The 20,157-nt window shown below is 65.5% G+C and carries 21 protein-coding genes; 5 read left to right on the top strand and 16 right to left on the bottom strand.

From position 1 onward, the window contains the following. Positions 1–26: 26 nt before the first annotated feature. The 10 genes from BV82_RS15590 to BV82_RS15635 all read right to left on the bottom strand — a co-directional run bounded on the left by BV82_RS15590 (position 27) and on the right by BV82_RS15635 (position 6,976). Positions 27–512 (bottom strand): DUF2199 domain-containing protein, encoded by a 486-nt coding sequence (locus BV82_RS15590; protein ID WP_010223631.1) that lies wholly within the window; start codon positions 510–512, stop codon positions 27–29. Between the two features lie 100 nt (positions 513–612). Continuing rightward, positions 613–1,233: an urease accessory protein UreG gene (gene ureG, locus BV82_RS15595; protein ID WP_010223633.1), complete on the bottom strand. Its 621-nt coding sequence runs from the start codon at positions 1,231–1,233 to the stop codon at positions 613–615. 10 nt (positions 1,234–1,243) lie between these two features. Next, positions 1,244–1,918 (bottom strand): urease accessory protein UreF, encoded by a 675-nt coding sequence (locus BV82_RS15600; protein WP_010223635.1) that lies wholly within the window; start codon positions 1,916–1,918, stop codon positions 1,244–1,246. Further along, positions 1,918–2,463, bottom strand: coding sequence for a HupE/UreJ family protein (locus BV82_RS15605; RefSeq protein ID WP_036995162.1), 546 nt, complete (start codon positions 2,461–2,463; stop codon positions 1,918–1,920). Before BV82_RS15605 ends, BV82_RS15600 begins: the two co-directional genes overlap by 1 nt. Positions 2,464–2,485: 22 nt before the next feature. Further along, positions 2,486–2,965, bottom strand: a complete 480-nt coding sequence (gene ureE / locus BV82_RS15610; protein WP_010223638.1) for an urease accessory protein UreE — start codon at positions 2,963–2,965, stop codon at positions 2,486–2,488. 9 nt (positions 2,966–2,974) lie between these two features. Further along, entirely contained in the window at positions 2,975–4,678 is a 1,704-nt protein-coding gene (gene ureC, locus BV82_RS15615) for an urease subunit alpha (protein ID WP_010223640.1), read from the bottom strand. Next, positions 4,675–4,992, bottom strand: a complete 318-nt coding sequence (locus BV82_RS15620) for an urease subunit beta (protein ID WP_010223642.1) — start codon at positions 4,990–4,992, stop codon at positions 4,675–4,677. Before BV82_RS15620 ends, ureC begins: the two co-directional genes overlap by 4 nt. A gap of 9 nt (positions 4,993–5,001) precedes the next feature. Continuing rightward, entirely contained in the window at positions 5,002–5,304 is a 303-nt protein-coding gene (locus tag BV82_RS15625) for an urease subunit gamma (RefSeq protein WP_010223644.1), read from the bottom strand. A gap of 9 nt (positions 5,305–5,313) precedes the next feature. Beyond that, complete coding sequence (locus tag BV82_RS15630; protein ID WP_036995163.1) at positions 5,314–6,147, bottom strand: urease accessory protein UreD; 834 nt, start codon at positions 6,145–6,147, stop codon at positions 5,314–5,316. 253 nt (positions 6,148–6,400) lie between these two features. After that, positions 6,401–6,976, bottom strand: a complete 576-nt coding sequence (locus tag BV82_RS15635) for a CGNR zinc finger domain-containing protein (protein ID WP_036995164.1) — start codon at positions 6,974–6,976, stop codon at positions 6,401–6,403. Between the two features lie 186 nt (positions 6,977–7,162). Between BV82_RS15635 and BV82_RS15640 the strand changes: the two genes are divergently transcribed. The 5 genes from BV82_RS15640 (at position 7,163) to BV82_RS15660 (ending at position 12,911) form a co-directional block, all read left to right on the top strand. After that, complete coding sequence (locus tag BV82_RS15640; protein ID WP_036995165.1) at positions 7,163–8,029, top strand: alpha/beta fold hydrolase; 867 nt, start codon at positions 7,163–7,165, stop codon at positions 8,027–8,029. A gap of 106 nt (positions 8,030–8,135) precedes the next feature. After that, on the top strand, positions 8,136–9,986 hold the full coding sequence (locus BV82_RS15645) for a caspase family protein (protein ID WP_081839651.1): 1,851 nt from the start codon (positions 8,136–8,138) through the stop codon (positions 9,984–9,986). After that, entirely contained in the window at positions 9,983–10,870 is an 888-nt protein-coding gene (locus BV82_RS15650; protein WP_010223655.1) for an alpha/beta fold hydrolase, read from the top strand. The genes BV82_RS15645 and BV82_RS15650 overlap by 4 nt, the downstream gene beginning before the upstream one ends. A gap of 124 nt (positions 10,871–10,994) precedes the next feature. Next, complete coding sequence (locus BV82_RS15655) at positions 10,995–11,969, top strand: quinone oxidoreductase family protein (protein ID WP_010223658.1); 975 nt, start codon at positions 10,995–10,997, stop codon at positions 11,967–11,969. A gap of 18 nt (positions 11,970–11,987) precedes the next feature. Further along, positions 11,988–12,911 (top strand): LysR family transcriptional regulator, encoded by a 924-nt coding sequence (locus tag BV82_RS15660; RefSeq protein WP_036995167.1) that lies wholly within the window; start codon positions 11,988–11,990, stop codon positions 12,909–12,911. On the opposite strand, the gene BV82_RS15665 is transcribed toward BV82_RS15660, so the two are convergent. From BV82_RS15665 to BV82_RS15690, 6 genes are read right to left on the bottom strand one after another with little or no spacing between them, the layout of a single operon-like run. Further along, complete coding sequence (locus BV82_RS15665) at positions 12,908–14,767, bottom strand: ABC transporter ATP-binding protein (protein WP_244993521.1); 1,860 nt, start codon at positions 14,765–14,767, stop codon at positions 12,908–12,910. The genes BV82_RS15660 and BV82_RS15665 overlap by 4 nt on opposite strands. After that, a complete protein-coding gene (locus tag BV82_RS15670; protein WP_010223664.1) occupies positions 14,764–15,582 on the bottom strand; it encodes an ABC transporter permease in 819 nt (272 codons plus the stop codon). Before BV82_RS15670 ends, BV82_RS15665 begins: the two co-directional genes overlap by 4 nt. A 12-nt stretch (positions 15,583–15,594) precedes the next feature. Beyond that, on the bottom strand, positions 15,595–16,656 hold the full coding sequence (locus tag BV82_RS15675) for an ABC transporter permease (protein ID WP_010223666.1): 1,062 nt from the start codon (positions 16,654–16,656) through the stop codon (positions 15,595–15,597). Continuing rightward, the gene (locus tag BV82_RS15680; protein WP_010223668.1) at positions 16,649–18,220 is read right to left on the bottom strand and encodes an ABC transporter substrate-binding protein; all 1,572 of its coding nucleotides are present in this window, start codon (positions 18,218–18,220) and stop codon (positions 16,649–16,651) included. The genes BV82_RS15675 and BV82_RS15680 overlap by 8 nt, the downstream gene beginning before the upstream one ends. A gap of 10 nt (positions 18,221–18,230) precedes the next feature. Then, complete coding sequence (locus BV82_RS15685; RefSeq protein WP_036995168.1) at positions 18,231–19,406, bottom strand: LLM class flavin-dependent oxidoreductase; 1,176 nt, start codon at positions 19,404–19,406, stop codon at positions 18,231–18,233. A gap of 9 nt (positions 19,407–19,415) precedes the next feature. Continuing rightward, positions 19,416–20,150: a class II aldolase/adducin family protein gene (locus BV82_RS15690; RefSeq protein ID WP_010223671.1), complete on the bottom strand. Its 735-nt coding sequence runs from the start codon at positions 20,148–20,150 to the stop codon at positions 19,416–19,418. Positions 20,151–20,157: the final 7 nt, after the last annotated feature.

The raw sequence follows: 20,157 nt of genomic DNA on the forward strand, positions 1-20,157 counted from the left end.
CCCAGCACGATACGGGCCTGGGCCTTTCAGGCGAAGATCACGCTGTACTCATGCGCGCGGTGCAAGGAAATCCCGTTGGCCTGCTCCACGGCCAACGGGTGGCTGCTGGCGCTCAGCGTCACACTGGGGCGTGAGGTCGGCCCGCTCAACTGCAGCAGGCCTTCCAGCCCCAGGGTCTCTGGCAGGTTGGCAATGCTGTTGGCCAGGCGTACGGCAAAAGGCGGCTCGCCAGCCTGGCCCTCATCACGCCAGAGCTCGCAGACACGTTCGAAATCGCTCGGCTGCAGTTCAACCCAGATACCGATGCAGTAGCTATCGTTCATTTGCGCCACGGCCAGTGGCAACAGTGCCCGCAGAAAAAACCGCTCGCCGGCGATCACACACCAGTCGTTGCTTTCCCTAACCTTGTGCTCGCGCTCCTCGGCGCTAAGCGCGAACAGCGCATCCGGACGTCGGAACGCCAGTTCACCCAGGTCATCGGCGTGGTCCTTGCCGCACTGACTGCACATCATCAAAGTTGCCTCCTGCATTGGATCGAGTCGTTGGGGGTGGCGACTCTATCAGGCCCACGCATTCCTGCGGAAGCTGGCTTGCCAGCGATGCTGTTGACGATCACAGCGGTTTCAACATGCCCCGCTCGACGATGAAATCGATCACCTGCTGCAAGCCTTGCCCGGTCTTGAGGTTGGTGAAGGTCCACGGCCGTTGCGGGCGCATGCGCTGGGTGTCCTTTTCCATTACCTCCAGCGAAGCTCCGACGTAAGGCGCCAGGTCAATCTTGTTGATCACCAGGAAGTCCGACTTGGTGATCCCCGGCCCGCCCTTGCGCGGGATTTTTTCACCTTCGGCGACATCGATCACGTACACGGTCAGGTCCGCCAGCTCCGGGCTGAAGGTGGCGCTGAGGTTGTCGCCGCCGCTCTCGACAAAGATCACTTCGAGGTTGCCGAACGTGCGCGCCAGTTCTTCCACCGCCGCCAGGTTCATCGAGGCGTCCTCGCGGATCGCGGTGTGCGGGCAACCGCCGGTTTCCACCCCGACAATGCGCTCGGGGGCCAGGGCGCCGGCCTCGGTGAGGATGCGCTGGTCTTCCCTGGTGTAGATGTCGTTGGTCACCACGGCGATCTCATAATGGTCGCGCATGGCCTTGCACAGCGCTTCGAGCAGCGCGGTCTTGCCGGAGCCGACCGGGCCGCCGACACCGACGCGCAGGGGTTGTTGGTAGCTTTGCATGGGGGTTTCCTCAGGATCGGAACAAGCGGGTGTATTGGGTTTCGTGCCGCGCCGAGGCAATCGCCAGCAACGGCAAGCCGCCGCCGAGCTGGTCATCGCCAAGGGCCAGGGCGGTTTGCAGCACCTGGGGTAGAACTTCGCTCAGGTCACGCAGCAAGGTCTGTGCCGCTTGCTGGCCAAACGGCACCAGCTTGACCCCGGCCATCACCGCGCCTTCGAGCCAGGCATAGCCGTGACCAAGGGCCAGATCACGCAACGGGATCTCCCAGTGCACAGCCAACCAGGCCATGCCACCGAGCTGGCTGAGCTCCAGCGACGCACGCCATTCAGGCGCCTGGCCCAGTTGCCAGCCATCGAGCAGGCGGGTCAGGGCCATGCCGCGTTGGCGTTCTTCCAGGCGTAGTTCGGCGGTTTCGCGGTTGGCCAGTAAAAACCGGCTCCAGCGCGCGAACGCCTCGGCATCGTCATCCAGGCAAGCTTGATACAGCCGCGCCAGCAGCGGCCAGTCGAGGTGGCACAGGGTGTCCTCGATCTGTTGGCATTGCCAGTTGCGAAAACCTTCGGCGCCCTGCACCCAGCCGGCCTCCACCGCCCACTCCAGGCCTTGCGAGTAGGTGAAACCACCCACCGGCAGGCTCGGGCTGGCCAGTTGCAGCAAGCGCAGCAGCTTCAGGTCGTGGCTCATCAACCGGCCAGCACCAACGCGGCGCCGGCCAGCAGGCCGCCAGCGAAGGCCTTCTGCAAGCCCTGGTGCCGACGCAGCAGGCATCCCGCGCCAAAGCCGACCAGCAACAACAGGCCACTGACGCTGACGAACCCTGCGCTGAACACCCAGAACGCGCCCGGGCTGGCTTCAACGCCATGGGCCCAACCGTGGAACAGGGCAAACAGCGGCATGGCCAGGGCCAGCAACACCTGGCGGCTGGGCACCAGCAGCGCCGCGGCGGCCACCAGCAGCGAGCCGATGATCATGGTTTCCATGCCGAGCACACGGCCGAACACGTGGCCCATCAGCGCCCCGCCGAACATCGCGCCCAGGGTCAGCAACGGCAGCGCCAGGGTGCGCCCGGTCAGGGCCGCGAGCACGCCGGTGCCGAGCAGCATCAGCAAGTGATCAAGGCCGGTCAGCGGGTGCAGCAAACCGTCCTGCAACGGGTTGGCGTCATGGCCGGGGTGGGCGAACGCCGGAACCGCAACCAGCAGCAGTGCGAGGGTAATGAGTTTTTTCATCGGGCAATCTCCTTATCGACAATCAGTGCTGAGCGACGCGAACGAACAAATGGTCACTGTGGGCGTGGCTGTGCGGCGCGCTCTGGTAGGCACCGGCTTCAGGCTCGAACGGCGCCTGCTCGAGCTCCACCTCCAGGCCCAGGCCGCGGACCATCTCATCGAGCACATGGTCGTGCTGATAACGCACCAGGCCGGCCTCGATCTGCAGCGGTACATGGCGGTTGCCCAGGTGGTAGGCGGCGCGGGCCAGCAACAGCGGATCGGCGCAGCGCACCGTGGACACCTGCTCGGCCGCCGCCAGTACGCGAATCACCTCGCCGCCCTGCGCTTCGCCAAGCAGTTCGCCACCGCGCAGCAACTGCCCGCGTTCGAGCATCAAGCCGGCCTCGCGGCCATCGTCGAGGGTGACGCGCACGCGGCTCTTGATGCGCGTGTCGACAGTGAGGGTGACGGTGCCGCTTACCTGGGCGGTGTCGCTCAGGCGACGGGTCAAGAGGATCATGCTCGCTCCTTAAAACAGAAAATAACGCTGGGCCATCGGCAACACCGTGGCCGGTTCGCACACCAGCAGCTCACCGTCGGCGCGCACCTGGTAGGTTTGCGAGTCGACCTCGATCATCGGCAACCGGCCGTTATGGACCATGTCGCCCTTGCGCACCGTGCGGCAGCCTCGGGCCTCGCCGATCAGGCTGTGCAGCCCCAGTTGCCGGTGCACGCCACGGTCGATCGCCGCCTTGGACAGAAAGGTCATGCGCGTGGCATGGCGCGCGGCGCCCAGGGCGCCGAACATCGGCCGGTAGTGCACCGGTTGCGGGGTCGGGATCGAGCCGTTGATATCGCCCATGGGTGCCATGGCGATCATCCCGCCCTTGATCACCAGCGCAGGTTTCACCCCGAAGAACGCCGGCGCCCAAAGCACCAGGTCAGCCAGTTTGCCGGCCTCGATCGAGCCCACTTCATGGGCGATGCCATGGGTCAGCGCCGGATTGATGGTGTACTTGGCGATGTAGCGCTTGACCCGGAAGTTGTCGCTGCGTGCGCTATCTGGCGCCAAGGGGCCACGGCGCAGTTTCATCTGGTGCGCCACCTGCCAGGTACGCAGCACCACCTCCCCGACCCGGCCCATGGCCTGGGAGTCGGACGAGGTCATGGAAAACGCCCCGAGGTCATGGAGGATGTCTTCGGCGGCAATCGTCTCGCGGCGGATGCGCGACTCGGCGAAGGCCACGTCTTCGGCAATGCTCGGGTCCAGGTGGTGGCAGACCATGAGCATGTCCAGGTGCTCGTCGACGGTGTTCTGGGTGTAGGGCAAGGTCGGGTTGGTCGAGGACGGCAGCACGTTGGCAAAGGCTGCGGCGCGGATGATGTCCGGCGCATGGCCACCGCCGGCGCCTTCGGTGTGGAAGGTATGGATGGTGCGGTCGCCAATGGCCGCCAGGGTGTCCTCGATGCAGCCGGATTCATTGAGGGTGTCGGTGTGGATCGCCACCTGCACGTCGTGTTCCTCGGCCACGCTCAGGCAGCAGTCGATGGCCGCCGGGGTCGAGCCCCAGTCTTCGTGCAGTTTCAGGCCGACGGCGCCGGCTTCGATCTGCTCGCGCAGGGCCTCGGGCCGTGAGGCGTTGCCCTTGCCCAGCAGGCCGATATTGATCGGCAACTGGTCGGCGGCCTGGAGCATGCGCGCCAGGTACCAGGGCCCGGAGGTGCAGGTGGTGGCATTGGTGCCGGTGGCAGGCCCGGTGCCGCCGCCGATGAAGGTGGTAATGCCCGAGGTCAGCGCTTCTTCGACCTGCTGCGGGCAGATGAAGTGAATGTGCGAGTCGATGCCGCCAGCGGTGACGATCTTGCCTTCGGCGGCGATCACCTCGGTGCCCGGCCCCACCGCCAGGGTCACCCCCGGTTGCACATCGGGGTTGCCGGCCTTGCCGACGCCGACGATGCGCCCGTCCTTGATGCCGATGTCGGCCTTGACGATGCCCCAGTGGTCGATGATTAGCGCATTGGTCAGCACCAGGTCCAACGCCTGGGCGGCAAGCATCTGGCCCTGGCCCATGCCGTCGCGGATGACCTTGCCGCCGCCGAACTTGACCTCCTCGCCATAAACCGTGAAGTCCTTCTCGACCTCGACCCACAGCTCGGTATCGGCCAGGCGCACGCGGTCGCCCACCGTCGGGCCGAACATGTCGGCATAGGCCCTGCGTGATATCCGGCTCATGCCTGATTCTCCAGCTTGCCCATGACCTTGCCCTGAAAGCCGTAGACCTCGCGTTTGCCGCGATACGGCACCAGGTGGACGGTGCGTGCCTGGCCCGGTTCGAACCGCACGGCGGTGCCGGCGGCGATATCCAGGCGCAAACCACGGGTCGGCTCGCGCTCGAACACCAGGGCGTTGTTCACCTCGTAAAAGTGATAGTGCGAGCCGACCTGCACCGGCCGGTCGCCGTGGTTGGCGACGGTGACGCTGATTACCGCCAGGCCTGCATTGAGTTCGATGTCGCCGTCGGCGACCTGTACTTCTCCGGGAATCATCCTGCGCTCCTAGATGATCGGGTCATGGACGGTGACCAGCTTGGTGCCGTCGGGAAAGGTCGCTTCCACCTGCACATCGGGGATCATTTCGCTGACCCCGGCCATCACCTGGTCGCGGCGCAGCACTTCGCGGCCCAGGTTCATCAGCTCGGCCACGGTGCGCCCGTCGCGGGCACCTTCCATCACCGTGGCGCTGATCAATGCCACCGCTTCCGGGTAGTTGAGTTTCAGGCCACGGGCCAGGCGCCGCTCGGCCAGCAGCGCGGCGGTGAACAGCAGCAGTTTGTCTTTCTCTCGCGGGGTCAGCTCCATGGCGTTCTCTCAAGTGGCCCAGATCCGCGGCGGGCATGGCGCCAGGCCGACCACGGCGGGTCGCAAGGCATGCCAGAGCCGCTGCAAAGTGGATTGCAGGCGTTGGTTGTCGTGGTCGAGCAGGCGTACCACCAGCAGTTGGCCGAGCAGGGTCGCGCCGGCCGGGGCGCCCAGGTCTTCGAGCAGGGCGCGGCTGTGGTCGAGCAGTTCGCTGCTGGCCGGGTAGGCGCAGAAGGTCGCTTGCAGGGGGAAGCCTGCGAGCTTGTCGAGCGGCCCGCCGTCGATGCGCAAGCGTTCGTGCAGGCCCGGGTCGTCGGCCACCTCGATGTGCAGGCGACTGTCGAGGGCGCCGTGGCTGAAGGTCTCGCCCATCACCGGGCGGCCCAGGCACAGGGTTTCCCAGGCCAGCAGGCGCGCGCCAGGCGCCAGGGTAAAACGGTTTTCCAGATGCACGCGGGCGCCGGCAAAGCAGATGTTGCCCTGGGGCAGCCATTCGAGCGTGCTGTCTTCGGCCAGGCAGAAGTGCTGCTGGAGAATCGAGGTCGGGCCGGCGCTACGGTAGAACTTGGTCGCTCCGGGCATGGTCAGCAGCGCATGGCTACCCGCCTCCAACTGCACATCGAGCAGCAGCTTATCGCCACCGACCACGCCGCCTGGGGGGTGCAGCACATAGACGTGGCACGGTGCGCCTTCGGGATAGAACGGCCGCTGCACCAAAAGAGGACCGAAATGGCGCCGCGCACCAATACAGGTCCTGGTCTCGCCCCGGACGAAACGCAGCCTGAGCTCGGCGCGCCAGCCGGCATCAGCGTTGACCTGGTCGGGGAGTTCGGGGAGCGACATGCCTCAGGTTCCAGTAAACGCTGCAGCTATCGGGCTACAGGCGCATTTGCAAGAAACAACCTGCGCGCTCAAGCCAATGCGGCGACTTGCAGGTTTGACCAATCGATCAGCAATCGATGGCAGAGGCAAAGCACATAGCGGGCCAAGATGGCGCGCTGGAGGGGTTTGTTTAAACCGCCGGCATGCACCGGTTTAGCGCTGCCCGGCTGCCGGGTGTTTAAACCCGGGCATCAGAGCCTTCCTACAATGGCGGCTACTCCTGGCGCAGGCGCTTGCGGTGCTCGGCGACTTTATGCCGGTTGCCGCACACCGCCATGCTGCACCAGCGCCGACGGTGGGACTTGGTGCGGTCGTAGAACCAGAGGATGCAGTCCGGGTGTTCGCAGGTCCTGACCAGGCTGAAGTCGCCGCCGGCCAACAGCTCGGCCGCTTGCTCGGCCAGGGGCGCCAGCAGTTGCTCGGCCGAACGCTGCTCGGCCACTCGCAGCAGTTTCGGGTTGGCGTCCTGGTCCCACACCAATTGCCCGTGGCTGGCGCCCTGGGCCAGGAAGCGGTTGAGGATCGCCGGATTGCCGCGTTCGCCCGCCTTGCGCTGCTCGACCAGGTCGCGCAGTGCTTCACGCAAAGTGACTGCCGCCGCCAGCAAAGCGCCCTTGGCCAGGCGCGGCATCGCCTGCGGGTGTAAGCCCAGGCGCTGCAGCCAGGTCAGCACATCGGCATCGCTGCGCCAGAAATCGGTGCGCTGGCCGTCGACAATGGCCACGGTGTTGAGCATGTCCAGCACCGGGTGGTCGGCAAGGACGTAGGGCTCGGTGATGGTGTCGGTCATGGCCGTTCTCGGTGGTGGGGTTGGTCCATGGTAACCCTTATTTTCTGCAGTACAAGTTACAGCACCACTCATCGCGAAAGATCTGTAACCGTTTAAATTGAGTTTGACAGGTTACTAAGCCCGTGCAAGATTTGCTTGCGCAGTAACCCAACAAACCAATTTAATCGGTTACAGAGGATCAGTCCGATGAGCACTTTCACCCCAACCGTGCGCTACCAGTACGTCGACGCCGACGGCGTTCGCGTGTTCTACCGTGAAGCCGGCGAGCCGGGGGCCCCGGTATTGCTCCTGCTGCACGGATTTCCCAGTTCATCCCATCAGTTTCGCCAGCTGATCCCGCTGCTGGCCGGGCACTTTCACCTGATTGCCCCGGACCTGCCGGGTTTTGGCTTCACTGAAGTGCCGCCCGAGCGCGACTATCGCTACAGTTTCGATGCCCTGGCGCAGACCCTCGGCGCCTTTGTCGAGGCCCTTAACCTCAAGCGCTACGCGATGTATGTGTTCGACTATGGCGCGCCCACCGGCCTGCGCCTGGCCGTGGCGCACCCTGAACGGGTCACCGGCTTCGTCTCGCAAAATGGCAACGCCTATCTTGAAGGCTTGGGCGATGCCTGGGCGCCGATCAGGGCGTATTGGGCTGACCCTTCGGCGGCCAACCGGAAAACCGTGGGCGATGCGGTTCTGCACCTGGAGGGCACTCGCTGGCAGTACCTGCATGGCGTGGCGGACCCGAGCCTGGTCGCCCCCGAGTCCTACACCCTCGATGCGCTGTTGCTGGAGCGCCCGGGCAACAAGGAGATCCAGCTCGACCTGCTCCTCGACTACGCCAACAACCTTGAGCGCTACCCGCAGTTCCAGGCGTTTTTGCGCGAGTATCAGGTGCCTTCGCTGATCATCTGGGGCAAGCACGACCCGTTCTTCATTGCCCCGGGGGCCGAGGCCTACAAGCGCGACAACCCCAATGCCGTGGTCGAGCTGCTCGATACCGGCCACTTTGCCCTGGAGACTCATGCGCCCTGCATTGCCCGGCGAATTATCGAGGTGTTGGCCTGACTGCCCTGCTGGCACCTCGTCGCCCGGCACCGGCGCCGCACTGGATAAGCGCAAAAACCGCCCCATACTGATAGCACTACGCCTCTAGCGGACCGAGGGCCGGGCCATGAGCCGAAACGTTGGTTTGATTGCCGTCGGGGTGGATCACACTGGCATTCTGGATTCGTTGAAGGGCGCGGCCAGCGGGGCACTGCAATTTGCCCGCTGGCTGGAGGAGCAACAGCAGTTCGGCATCAGCCCGAGCATCAGCGTGCTGACCGATCAGAATGACCAGGTGGTCGAAGCCAAGGCGATCCAGACCGCCGCCCGCGACTTGCTCGCGGTCGGCGGGCTCGACCTGTTGATTCTGTATTTCTCCGGGCACGGCATTGTCAAGAACGGCGCCGATGAACAAGTCTTGCTGTCGAACGTCAAGGACTACCCCGACGAAGCCATCAACATTGCCGCAACGGCGCTCAACGCCCGCCATATTGGCGTACCCCATGTCGTGATCATCTCCGACGCCTGTCGCAATGCGGTCGACCCCTTTGGTTCATTGGGCCAGGTCAGTGGCAGGCCGGCGGTGAAACGCGGTGCGGTGGTCGGCATCAAGCCCGGCAAGGTCGATATCTTCTACGCCACCGAACCGTCACAAACCGCCAAGGAGTACAAAGGCGAAGGCTTCTTTACCAAGGTCCTGCTCGAAGCGCTGCAAAGCCCACCGACAGAAATTTGCGAGACCTGGCCGGGCTCCAGCGTGCCGATCATTCCCACCTGGCTTCTGGAAGACTACCTGTACAACCAGGTGCCGACCCGCGCCCAGCAGCAAACACCGCGCTTCGAGCAAACGCCGGACATCATTGTCCAGGCGCGCCAACCGCTGTTCCTCGGCTATGCCAGCCCGCCGCTAGTCTTTGCCAGCCCTCCCCCGCTGCCTGGCCCCGGGCCGCTGGACTACGGCCTGCCGGCTGGAGCCGGAGCACCCTACTTTGAGCAAATCCAGATCCTGCCGCTTCCCGATCTGTTTCCAGCAGACCTCAGGGTCACCAGCCGAAACCAGGCGATACAACAGGTGGCCAGCAGCTTTCTCAAGGAACCCGAGGCGTACATCAGCACCACATTGCTTGAACAAGCCGGCCTCGACGAAGCCTACCGGCGCAACCTGCAGCGCTACACAGCACTCCCCCAGAGCCTGGCCGAAAGCGGATTGCGCATCATCGGCAGCCAGGCCATCAGCGTGCTGGTGGCCCCCGGCCAAGCGGCGCCCCTTGTGCAAACCCATGACCAGCAGAGCATCATCAGCCTGGCGCCGTCTGCTCAGGCACAGTCAGTCATCGTCACGTTCAGCGACGACACCCTGATCGTCTTGCCGGTCATGCCCGGCTACATCGGCACAGTCCACGTAGACGAAGGCCTGGTGCAGTCGGTTTCGTTCGAGATGGGTATGACCCTGGCCCAGACCTTTGCGCAAACTCCGAGCAGGCGCCTGCACCTGCACCACCTGCAAGCACTTGCCGCAGCCTTCGCCAGCAGCGCCAAACTGCGCACCTTGGCCGCGACCCAGGCATCGAGCTTCGCCGATGTCCTGCGCCAGGAAAAGCGCCTGGACCCGACCTTGGGCATCTACGCCGCCTACGCCTATCTGCTGGCCGCTGACGACCAAGGCGTGCGTTCGGTACTGAGCTACTTCCTTGACTACCAGGCATCGTCCCAACCGCCTTTGCCCGTGCCGTTCGATGTGGCTTTGCTCGCCGGCGCCCTGGCATCCGGCAAGCGCAAGGCACGGCCGCTGATCGCCCCGTTCTGCCCGATGATGAGCCTGGGTTGGACAGTGCTGGCAGCCCATGGCAAGAACCAGAAGCTCCACCCTGCAATCCTCGAAGCCGGTAAATACCGGCTCAATACTGAATGGTCGACCTTTCGCCGCCGCGATACCCAACCGCTTATCGAAGCTTTTCTACAAGGAGAGTTGTCATGAAAGTCGTGTTCATCCATGGCCGGTCACAACAAGGCAAGAACCCGCTCACCCTGCAAAACACCTGGACCAATGCCTTGATCAAGGGTTTTGAAGACATCGGTTCGCCCTACACTGGCGTGGTCGATGTGGCCTTCCCTTACTACGGCGATCTGTTGTTCGACGAAACCTACCGCAGAGCGCAGAAAGACTTTCAGGTACTCACCGACAAAGGCGCCGACGCCGCGGCCCCGGGTGGCGAGGAAGAAGAGTTCATGCGCCAGGTCATTTACGACATTGCCAAGCAGCAAGGTATCAGCAAGGAACAGATCAACGCCGAGGCCAATGGCGAGATGCTTGAGAAAGGTGTTCAGAACTGGCGCGGCGTGCTGGCGGCCCTGCGCCTGCTCGATCAGTTGCCCGGTGTCGGCGCGACCTCGGTCGAGTTGTTCACACGCGATGTGTGGTACTACCTGACCGAAAAAACCATCCGTGACGCGGTCAACACGTTGGTCGATGCGCAGCTTCCAGAAAACGATCCGTGCATCGTGGTGGCCCACTCCCTGGGTACCATCATTGCCTATAACCTGCTGATGAACCGGCCTGCTCGCAGCAACATCAAGGGCCTGGTGACCCTCGGCTCGCCCCTGGGCATTGAAGCCATCCTGAGCCGGCTGCCCTCCAACGGTTCGCCGCGCAAGGCCCCGGATGGCGTACCCAGCTGGGTCAACATTCGTGACAAACGCGATGTGGTGGCGCTCTACGAAATTCCCGCCGCGCGGTTCAGTGGAGCACCTGCGGTGCAAAACCACAGCAACGCCAGCAACGGCAGCGATAACCGCCACGGCATCGTCGAGTACCTCAACGACACAATCGTAGCGGGCGTATTACGGCCTTTGCTGGCATAAGCACGTTCAAACCCTCAGACTCGTGCACTCGCTGCTGCAATCAACTGCATACAAGCCGATTGCTGGACCCTGGTTGAGAAAATACCCTTGAACGCACCTTAACTGTGTTTCAGGATTCTCAACCATGGTCATGCACATCCGCCTCCAGCAGACTGGCGCACCACGTGTTCTGCACCTCGAACAAACCACCGCGCAAGTACCCGGCCCCGGCGAGGTCTGGCTTGAACAGGCGGCGATCGGCGTCAACCCGCTGGACGTCAGCCAGCGCAAGGGCGATGTGCGCATCGCCCTGCCCTCGGGCCTGGGCCTGGAAGGCGCCGGGACGGTAGCGGCAATTGGCGCGGGGGTCAGCGGCATCGCTGTCGGCGAGCGCGTCGGCTACGCCACCGGCCCGCTGGGCGCCTACGCCAGCGCCCGGCTGTACCCCGCCGAGCGGCTGGTGAAACTCCCGGACACGCTCGGCCTGGACCACGCCGCCGCGCTGCTGTTCAAGGGCATCACCGCCCACTACCTGCTTCACAGCACTTACCCGGTCGGGCCCGGCACGCGGCTGATGATCTACGGCGCCGCCGGTGCCCTGGGGCAGTTGCTGGTGCCCTGGGCCAAGCACCTGGGCGCGTTTGTCATCGGCGTGGTGTCGAAACCAGAAAGTGTCGCCCGCGCCCGGGCCGCCGGCTGCGACGAGGTGCTGGTGTTCGACGCCGCCACCCTGGCTGCGCAGGTGCTGGAACTGACCCAGGGGCAGAAACTCGACGTGGTCTACGACCCGATTGGCCGGGTGTCGTTCGAGGCCTCGCTGGACAGCCTGCGCCCACGCGGCTTGCTGGTGTCCTGCGGCATGGCTTCGGGTGCACCGCCGGCCATCGAACTGAGCACCCTCAACGCCAAGGGCTCGTTGTTCATCACCCGCCCGTCGCTGGCGGCGCACACGGCAACGGCTGCCGAATACCAGCAACGTGCCGGGGAGGTGCTGGCGGCGGTGGCGGCAGGTATCATTCGCCCGCAGATCTGCAAGCGTTATGCCCTGGCCGACGCCGCCATGGCCCATGAAGACCTGCAATATGGACGTTCACAGGGCGCGATCATCCTCACGCCCTGACCTACCGAGGTAGCCCCGATGGACCCGTTCGACAGTCGCCAGGCCGATGAGCTTGCCACCCTCCTGGCGCTGTTCGAGCAAGGCTCGTTTGCCGCCGCCGGGCGCACGCTGCAGCGCCACCCGTCGGTGCTGTCCAAGCGCCTGGGTGCGCTGGAGCAGCGCTTAGGGATTCGCCTGGTCGAGCGCACCACCCGCCAGTTGCGCTTTACCGATGAAGGCGCACGGCTGGTGGAGCGCCTGCGCCAGGCCGCAAACCTGATCAGCGAGGCCGAACGCGAAGCAGCCCAGGGCGCTACGCAGATTCGCGGGCGGCTGCGCATCGCCCTGCCCTCGTCGATGGGCCGGCTGTGGCTGAGCCCGATGCTCGCCGAGTTTGCCCTGGCGTTTCCCGAGGTACAGCTTGAGACCGAATACGCCGAACGCTTTGTCGATATCGTCGCCGAAGGCTTCGATGCCGCAATCCGTATTGGCGAGCTGGCCGACAGCCGGCTGGTGGCGCGCAAGCTCTGTGAGCATCGGCGTATCCTCTGCGCGGCGCCGGCCTACCTGCAACAACACGGCCAGCCGCAAACACCGGCCGACCTCGCCCGCCATAACTGCCTGGGTTTTACCGGGCTGCGCTCGTACCCCGAATGGCGCCTGGCAGGCTTTGGCCAGCAGCAGACGGTAAAAGTACGCGGTTCGCTGGTCAGTAACGACAACGAAGCGCTACTGGCCGCCGCGCGCGCCGGGGTCGGCATCCTCGCCGGCGGTGACTGGCTGATGCAGCACGACCTGGACAGCGGCCGCCTGCTGCCGGTGCTGCCCGACTGGCAACTGGATAGCGACGCCGGCATCTACTTCGTGCGCCCCGGCGCCCGCTACAACAGCGCCGCGACCCTCGCCTTCAAGCAGTGGATCGAGGCGCGTTTTGCCAACGGCGCGCCCTGGCGCCGCCGCTAAAGCGCTGCTGCCAATCTCGGCGTATGGGCGAGCAGGCTCTGGGTATAGCGGTCTACCGGCCGGTCCAGCACCTGATCCACCGGGCCTTGCTCGACGATGCGCCCTTGCTTGATCACCACCACCCGGTCGGCAATCGCCCGCACCACGCCCAGATCGTGGGTGACGAACACCAGGGTCATGCCCTCGCCTTGCAGTTGCTTGAGCAGGGCCAGGATCGCCGCCTGGACTGAAACGTCCAACGCCGAGGTCACCTCATCGCAAATCAGCACGCTCGGCTCGCACACCAACGCGCGGGCAATCGCCACCCGCTGGCGCTCGCCGCCGGACAGCTGGTGGGGGTACTTGTCGGCGACCGTGACCGGCAAGGCCACCCGTTGCAGCGCCACCTCGATACGCGCCCGGCAGGCCTGGCCCTTGAGCTTGAAGAAGTGCTCCAGCGGTGCCTGCAGACATTGGCCAACAGTCTGCCGGGGGTTCAAGGCCCGGTACGGGTTCTGGAAGATGTACTGGATGCGATGGCGGGTAGCGCTGGGACGTTGCCGGGCCAGCAGGCTCAGCGCCTGGCCATCGAAGCGCAGCTCACCCGTAGCGTTGTCGCCCAGGCCTGCCAGGGTACGGGCCAGGCTGGTCTTGCCCGAGCCGGACTCGCCGACCACCGCCAGGCACTCCCCCGCCTGTACGTCCAGGGCCAGGTCGAACAGCACCGGCCGGTCGTAGGTCAGGTTGAGGTTGCTGATCGCCATTAACGGTGCCTGATCCGCCCGCGTCGCCCGTACCTGCGGCGCCGCTGTCGGCGCCAGCGCCTCAAGCTGCGCATGCAGGCAAGCGACCTGTTGCCGGGCCTCAAGCGTTTGCAAGCCCGGCTCCCCCTGCTCGCAGGCCGCCGTACGCCGAGGGCAGCGTGGTGCGAAAGCACAACCGTTGGGGCGCTGGCCCGGTGCCGGGGCATGGCCCGGGATCGCCTGCAGCGGGTGCTGGCGGGCAACGTCCGGGATCGCCGCCAGCAACCCCAGGGTATAGGGATGGCTGGGGCGGGCGAACAACCGTTCGCGGCTGGCCATTTCGACGATGCGTCCGGCGTACAGGACCAGCACCCGGTCGACCAGGTCCTTGATCACCGCCAGGTCGTGGGACACGTACACCGCCGCCACGCCCTGCTCTTTGCACAGCCGGCGCAGGGTTTGCAGGATGTGCGCCTGGGTGCTGACGTCCAGGGCCGTGGTCGGTTCGTCGAGCACGATCAGGCGTGGCCGCAGGACGAACGCCAGGGCGAGCATCACCCGCTGCTGCTGGCCGCCGGACAGTTGATGAGGGAAGCGCTGCAGAAACTGCGCATCGCCCGGCAGGCCGACGTCGACCAGGGTCTGTTGCAGGCGCTGTTGCTGCGCGGCTTTTGGCAACTGCGGTTCATGGGCGTGCAGGGTTTCCAGCAGCAAAGGGCCGATGCGCAGGGCCGGGTTCAGGGCTTGCGCCGGGTCCTGGGCGACATAGCCGATCAGCCCGCCACGGGCCTGGCGCAGGGGCTCGCCGTGCAGCTCAAGGAGGCTGACGTCGGCAACCTGGATATGCCCTGCGGCGATGCGCGCACCGCGCCGGGCATGGGCCAGCAAAGCGGTGGCCAGGGTGGTCTTGCCCGAGCCGGACTCGCCGACCAGGCCGAGGATTTCGCCAGAGGCCAGGGTGAAGTTGATGTGGTCGATGATGTCGGCGCTTGTGTTGAGTTCAACCCGCAGGTTTTGCACCTGCAGGGCCGGCCTCTCGCGGGTCAAGCCCGCTCCCACAGGGTTCGGTGCATGCAGTTCCACTGTGGGAGCGGGCTTGACCCGCGATGGGGCCAGTGGGGCATATGAGTTCATCGACGTTCTCCCGCGCTATGCCGGGCAATGCCTTCGGCGAAGATATTGGTGCCGTAGGCGAACACCCCGATCAGCAGCGCCGGGGCCAACACCGCCCAGGGCTGGACCAGCAGGCCGGCCTGGTTTTCGTTGATCATCAGGCCCCAGTCGGCGGCCGGAGGCGCTACGCCGTAACCGAGATAGCTCAGCCCCGAGAGCATGCCGATGCCCCAGGTGAGCATGTTGCCAAAGTGCACCAGCAACGGCGTCAGCACATTGGGCAATATCTCGCGCAAGAGGATGCGCGTGCGCGAAAAACCCATCATCTGCGCCGCCTCGACGAACTCCTGGCTGGCCACCGCCACCGCGCTGCCACGGGCCAGGCGGATCACCCCGGGGGTGAAGGCGATGGCCACGGTGAGCACGATCAACCACGGCGCCCGGCCAAGCATCGAGACAATCAACAGCACCAGGATCAAGTCGGGAAACGCCAGCCAGACATCCGCCAGCCACGTGATCGCCTGGTCCAGGCGCTGGCGCGACAAACCGGCCAGCAGCCCCAGCACGGTACCGACGATCAAGGCGATGGCCGCTGCCGCCAGCGACATCCACAAAATCGACAAACCGCCATTGAGCAACCGTGACAGCACGTCATGACCAAGAAAATCATGGCCCAGCGGCGCGTCACTGGCCGGAGTACCGTAGACACCGCCAACCATGTCGGTGGGCGCATGGGGGGCCAGCCAGGGGCCGAACAGGGCGAGGAGGACGATGGCCAGGGTCACCAGGGCGCCGCGGCGAATCTGTGGCTCACGCCACCAGCGTGCATAGAACATGGGCTATTCCTTTCAAGGGGCTTTGGCCGCCGGGCGCCGCCACCAGCTCTGGATGCCGCGGCGGTTGCGCTGGATCAGGGTGGCGCGGCGGGCGGTGCGCAGTTTCGGGGTGAGCAGAACGGTAAGCAGGTCAGCCACCAGGTTGATCAGCACCACCCCGAGGGTGATGACCAGCACCACGCCCTGCACCAGCGGCAGGTCGCGCATCTGGATCGCGCTATTGAGCTGGGTGCCGATCCCCGGGTAGCTGAAGATCACCTCGGCCAGCAACGCACCGCCAATCAGGGTGCGCAGGGTCAGGGCCACGCCCTGGATCGCCGGCACCAGGGCATTGGGCAAGGTGTGGCGCCAGACGATGCGCCATTCGGCAATACCGCGCAGGCGCGCCGCGCTGACGTAGTCCGAGTCCAGCGCTTCGATCATCGAGGCGCGGACCATGCGTGCCAGGTACGGCAGCGACGACAGGCTCAGGGCGAAGATCGGCAGCAACAGGTACTCAAGCTGCTGCCACAGGGCCTTGTCCGGGTCGAGGATCGACACCGCCGGCAGCAGGTTGACCTGGGGCATGGAGAACAGCAGCACCAGGCCGATGGCCAGCAGAAAGCCCGGCGTGGCCTTGAGGAAGATCAGCGCCGACAGGCCAAAGCGGTCCAGGCGGCTGTCGCGGCGCAAGGCCAGGCTGACACCGATGCTCAAGGCCAGCGGCACCACCAGCACCAGCACCCCGGCCAGCAGCGCCAGGGTATTGCTGAAGCGGCTGAAGATGATCGAGGCTACCGGCTGGTTGGAGTCCAGGGAAATCCCCAGGTCAGCGCGCAGCACCTGGCCGAGCCAGCTGAAGTACTGCACCAGGATCGGCCGGTTCAGGCCCAATTGCTCGCGCAGGGTCAGCACGCTTTCCAGCGGTGCCTCGGGGCCGAGAATGACCCGCGCCGGGTCCGAAGGCAGCGCCTGGGTGGCGATGAACACCACCAGGCTGATGACCCAGGCGGTGAGCAGGCCGTAGCCCAGGCGGCCGATGAACCACGGCAGCCAGGCCGGGAGTCGGGAGGTTCGTGCGCACGGTTCAGGCATGGTTCAACCACAGGCTGTCAAAACGCCAGGAGGCGAAGGTGGTCTGTTCGCCGTGCAGGCCGCCAACCTTGCTGGAGGCGGCATCGAGCACGTCGGTAAAGCCCCAGATCAGCAAGCCGCCGCGCTGGTGCTGGATGGCCTGGGCCTCATGTACCAGTTGCTTACGCCGCTCAAGGTCAGGCTGGCCGAGGGCCTGGGTAAACAGCTCGGAGAAACGCTCATCGCGAAAATTGCTGCGGTTGTAGATCGCCAGCGGCGCGTCGTTGTGCAGGCCGGTGGCCAAGAAGCCACGGGCCGGCGTGGAGCCTGGCGACATCAGCCACTGTTCTTTTTGCGGGCCGTTGAACACCGAGCTGTCCACCGGCGTGACCTTGACTTCGACCCCGGCCTTCTTCGCCTGCTGGGCGAACACCAGGGCGGCGTTGACTTCGTTGGCAGTGGTGGTCAGCTCGACGCGCAGGTCGCTGGCGCCGGCCTGGCGCAGCAGCGAGCGGGCCTGGTCGAGGTCGTGGCCGCGCTGGGCGATGGCGTGGTTGTAGGTCGGGTCCTGCGGTGAGTACAGGTCGTTGGCGATGCGCCCGAAGCCATTGAGGCCACGGCCGATCAGCTCCTGACGATCAGCCAGCAGGCGGAAGGCCTGGCGTACCCGTTCGTCCTGGAACGGCGCCTTGGCGGTGTTGAGGTTAAAGCCACTGAACGAAGTGGTCGGCGACACCACCAGTTGCAGCCGCGGGTCGGCCTTGATCAAGGCGCTGTGCTCGGCCTGCACGCCGCTGGCAACGTCGATCTGCCCGGCGCGCAACGCCGCGACCCGCGACACCTGGTCCTTGAATTCAATGATCTCCAGCTCATCGGCATACGGCTGGTTGGGTTTGAAGTAATTCTCGAAACGGCTGAACAGCGCGCGCTGGCCCGGCACGAAGCTTTTCAGCCGGTACGGCCCAGCCCCCACCGGGTTGCTCACCGGGTGGTAATCGGTCGGCACGATGCCGCCGAAGGCGATCAGGGTTTCATCCAGCGGGAAGAAGCTGCGGCCCTGCTTGAAGCGGATCTCGATGGTGCGCTCATCGAGCTTGCGCAGGGCCTGACGGTCGATGGCGCCGACCAGCCCGGCAAACGGCGAAGCCAGTTTCGGGTCGGTCAGGCGCAGGATCGAGAACAGCATGTCGTCGGCAGTGATGCTCTTGCCATGGTGGAACTCCAGGCCCGGCTTGATGCGGATGGTCCAGGCGCTGGCATCGGCGTTGGGCTCGGCAAACTCGGCCAGGCCCAGGCGCGTGCTGACGTCGTCGTTCCACTCCCAGAACTTGCTGTACAGCGCCCAGCCGCGAATGATCCCGCCGCCAGACGGCTTGTGCGCATCGAGGTTGCCGGCCTGGTCGCCGTCGATGATGCCGACCCGCAGGCGCCCACCGCGCACCGGCTGGGTGGGGCGGCTGATGGCACCGACCACGGCAGGCTCACCGCCGCCGCAGCCGCTGAGCAGGCTGGAGCCGAGCAACAGGCCGCCACCGACGGCCAGGCTGTTGCCGAGGAACACCCGGCGGGAAAATTCGTTTGGCATGGGCAACTCCTTAAGCCGGTTCGGCAACCGTGCGTGCACTCAGGCGCGGAATGTCGAAACCGTGGTCCAGGTCGAGCAAGGGGAACAGCAGGTCGGCGACCCGGTGGGCTTCATCGATCAGCGGGAAACCCGAGAGGATGAACGCCGAGGTGCCCTGGGCTTGGTACTCGCGAATCCGTGCGGCCACCTGCTCGGCGCTGCCGACCAGGTAGGTGCCGGCCGCAGGACCGAGGATGTTGAAGCCGAACAGGCTCGGGCCGGTCCAGACGTTGGGGTAGATCTCAAGCTCGCGGGTCGTGGGCAGGCGGCCGTCGCGGATGCTCTGCACATTGCGCTGGATCTGCGGGTTGTCGCTGGTGAAAGTGTCCAGCGTTTGCCCTGGCGGCAACTGGCGCTCGATGGCGGCGCGGGCGGTGGCCAGCGAGGTCTGTTGCAGCAGCTTTTCGGCGTGGGCCCAAGCCTCTTCTTCGGTTTCGCGGACGATAATCTGCAGGCGCGTGCCGAAGGTCAGTTCGCGGCCGATCTTCGCCGCCTCCGCCGCCACCCGGCGGAACTTGTCGCCAAGCTTTGGCGGGGTGTCGGCAAAACTCAGGTAGACATCGAGCAGTTGCACCGAATGGGCAACCCCCGGGCCCGAGGTACCTGCGCCCCACAGCGGAACGCTTGCGCGTTTTGGCGGATGCCAGCCTCCGAGCGGGTGGCGCGCCGCCGCAGCCGGGCGCGGCGCCAGCTTGACGTACTGACCGTCGAAGCCTGCGGTTTCGCCGGCGTAGATGCTCTGGAAGGCGCGCCAGTATTCCAGGCTGAACTGGTAGCGCTCATCGTGCGGATAGTGCACACCGAGGGGGGCCAGGCCGGCATCGCTGCCGTTGACCACGTTGAACAACAGGCGGCCGTTGGAAAACTCATCGAAGGTCAGCGCCCACTTGGCCAACACCGCCGGCGACAACTCGCCCGGGTGCTGGGCGACCAGAAAGCGCAAGCGCTCGGTGGCGTCGATCAGCGCGGCGGCCACCGCCAGGCTTTCATTGGGGCTCGAGCCCAGCAGCGAGCCGTAGTAGCCGAGGCGATCGCTGGCCACCGCCAGTTGCTTGAGGTGGGCAAAATCGGTCTTCCAGCGCCCCTGGGCTTCCCATGGATAAGGGCCGTCGGGGCTGGTCAGGTACCAGAGAATCTTGACTGCCATGGTCTTTCCTCAGGCGCGAATGCGGTCGGTGGCGGGAATCAGGCCCAGCTCGTTGGCCTTGTCGATCAGCTTGCTCATCTTCCATTGCTGGGTGAGCACGCCCGGGCCGAAGGGCCGCGAGCCACCGATGGCTTCGGCCAGCAGTTGCAGTTGCGCGCCCTCCTCCAGCAGCACGATGAACTCGGCGGTGGCGCGCAGGCCGTGCTGCCCCCAGACCGTGGCGCCGCCGTTGGCTTCGAGGATGGCCGGGGTGAACGGGTTCTCGACCAGGCGTTCGAGGATGAAATCGACCTCGTCCTGGCGCCGGTCGATGTAGGTTGGCAGCTCGCGGGCCAGCTGGAAGCGCTGCACCGGCACATAGTTGAACGGCAAGGTGCGCTGGGTCTGGGCCCAGGCCCCCAGGTACGGCGAGTGCACATGGGACACCGTGGTGATCTGCGCCTGCTCGCGGAACAGCTTGGCGTATCGGCCCAGGCCGCCCTTGCCCTGGCCATGCACCAGGTTGCCGGCCAGGTCGCTGACCGTGGCCTGCAGCGGTTTGCGGTACTCCCACGGCCCCGGGTAGTTGACCGACACCAGCAGCTCGCGGCCCGGTACCCGCTCGATAAAGCCGACGGTGCCGTTGGCGGTGATGGTGTTGGTTTCGCGGAACACGGTGAAGGCCTGCTCGGCCTCGTTGATCACCTGCTCGATGAAGGTTTTCAGTTCGGCATCGATCAGGTGGTCGCTGGTCAGTACAGTCATGGCAATG

This window comes from Pseudomonas donghuensis, from assembly GCF_000696345.2.
Classification (GTDB): domain Bacteria; phylum Pseudomonadota; class Gammaproteobacteria; order Pseudomonadales; family Pseudomonadaceae; genus Aquipseudomonas; species Aquipseudomonas donghuensis.

Excerpts from the sequence above, each read along its gene's own strand:
- BV82_RS15590 (WP_010223631.1), bottom strand. The coding sequence starts at position 512 with ATGATGTGCAGTCAGTGCGGCAAGGACCACGCCGATGACCTGGGTGAA.
- ureG (WP_010223633.1), bottom strand. The coding sequence starts at position 1,233 with ATGCAAAGCTACCAACAACCCCTGCGCGTCGGTGTCGGCGGCCCGGTC.
- BV82_RS15600 (WP_010223635.1), bottom strand. The coding sequence starts at position 1,918 with ATGAGCCACGACCTGAAGCTGCTGCGCTTGCTGCAACTGGCCAGCCCG.
- BV82_RS15605 (WP_036995162.1), bottom strand. The coding sequence starts at position 2,463 with ATGAAAAAACTCATTACCCTCGCACTGCTGCTGGTTGCGGTTCCGGCG.
- ureE (WP_010223638.1), bottom strand. The coding sequence starts at position 2,965 with ATGATCCTCTTGACCCGTCGCCTGAGCGACACCGCCCAGGTAAGCGGC.
- ureC (WP_010223640.1), bottom strand. The coding sequence starts at position 4,678 with ATGAGCCGGATATCACGCAGGGCCTATGCCGACATGTTCGGCCCGACG.
- BV82_RS15620 (WP_010223642.1), bottom strand. The coding sequence starts at position 4,992 with ATGATTCCCGGAGAAGTACAGGTCGCCGACGGCGACATCGAACTCAAT.
- BV82_RS15625 (WP_010223644.1), bottom strand. The coding sequence starts at position 5,304 with ATGGAGCTGACCCCGCGAGAGAAAGACAAACTGCTGCTGTTCACCGCC.
- BV82_RS15630 (WP_036995163.1), bottom strand. The coding sequence starts at position 6,147 with ATGTCGCTCCCCGAACTCCCCGACCAGGTCAACGCTGATGCCGGCTGG.
- BV82_RS15635 (WP_036995164.1), bottom strand. The coding sequence starts at position 6,976 with ATGACCGACACCATCACCGAGCCCTACGTCCTTGCCGACCACCCGGTG.
- BV82_RS15640 (WP_036995165.1), top strand. The coding sequence starts at position 7,163 with ATGAGCACTTTCACCCCAACCGTGCGCTACCAGTACGTCGACGCCGAC.
- BV82_RS15645 (WP_081839651.1), top strand. The coding sequence starts at position 8,136 with ATGAGCCGAAACGTTGGTTTGATTGCCGTCGGGGTGGATCACACTGGC.
- BV82_RS15650 (WP_010223655.1), top strand. The coding sequence starts at position 9,983 with ATGAAAGTCGTGTTCATCCATGGCCGGTCACAACAAGGCAAGAACCCG.
- BV82_RS15655 (WP_010223658.1), top strand. The coding sequence starts at position 10,995 with ATGGTCATGCACATCCGCCTCCAGCAGACTGGCGCACCACGTGTTCTG.
- BV82_RS15660 (WP_036995167.1), top strand. The coding sequence starts at position 11,988 with ATGGACCCGTTCGACAGTCGCCAGGCCGATGAGCTTGCCACCCTCCTG.
- BV82_RS15665 (WP_244993521.1), bottom strand. The coding sequence starts at position 14,767 with ATGAACTCATATGCCCCACTGGCCCCATCGCGGGTCAAGCCCGCTCCC.
- BV82_RS15670 (WP_010223664.1), bottom strand. The coding sequence starts at position 15,582 with ATGTTCTATGCACGCTGGTGGCGTGAGCCACAGATTCGCCGCGGCGCC.
- BV82_RS15675 (WP_010223666.1), bottom strand. The coding sequence starts at position 16,656 with ATGCCTGAACCGTGCGCACGAACCTCCCGACTCCCGGCCTGGCTGCCG.
- BV82_RS15680 (WP_010223668.1), bottom strand. The coding sequence starts at position 18,220 with ATGCCAAACGAATTTTCCCGCCGGGTGTTCCTCGGCAACAGCCTGGCC.
- BV82_RS15685 (WP_036995168.1), bottom strand. The coding sequence starts at position 19,406 with ATGGCAGTCAAGATTCTCTGGTACCTGACCAGCCCCGACGGCCCTTAT.
- BV82_RS15690 (WP_010223671.1), bottom strand. The coding sequence starts at position 20,150 with ATGACTGTACTGACCAGCGACCACCTGATCGATGCCGAACTGAAAACC.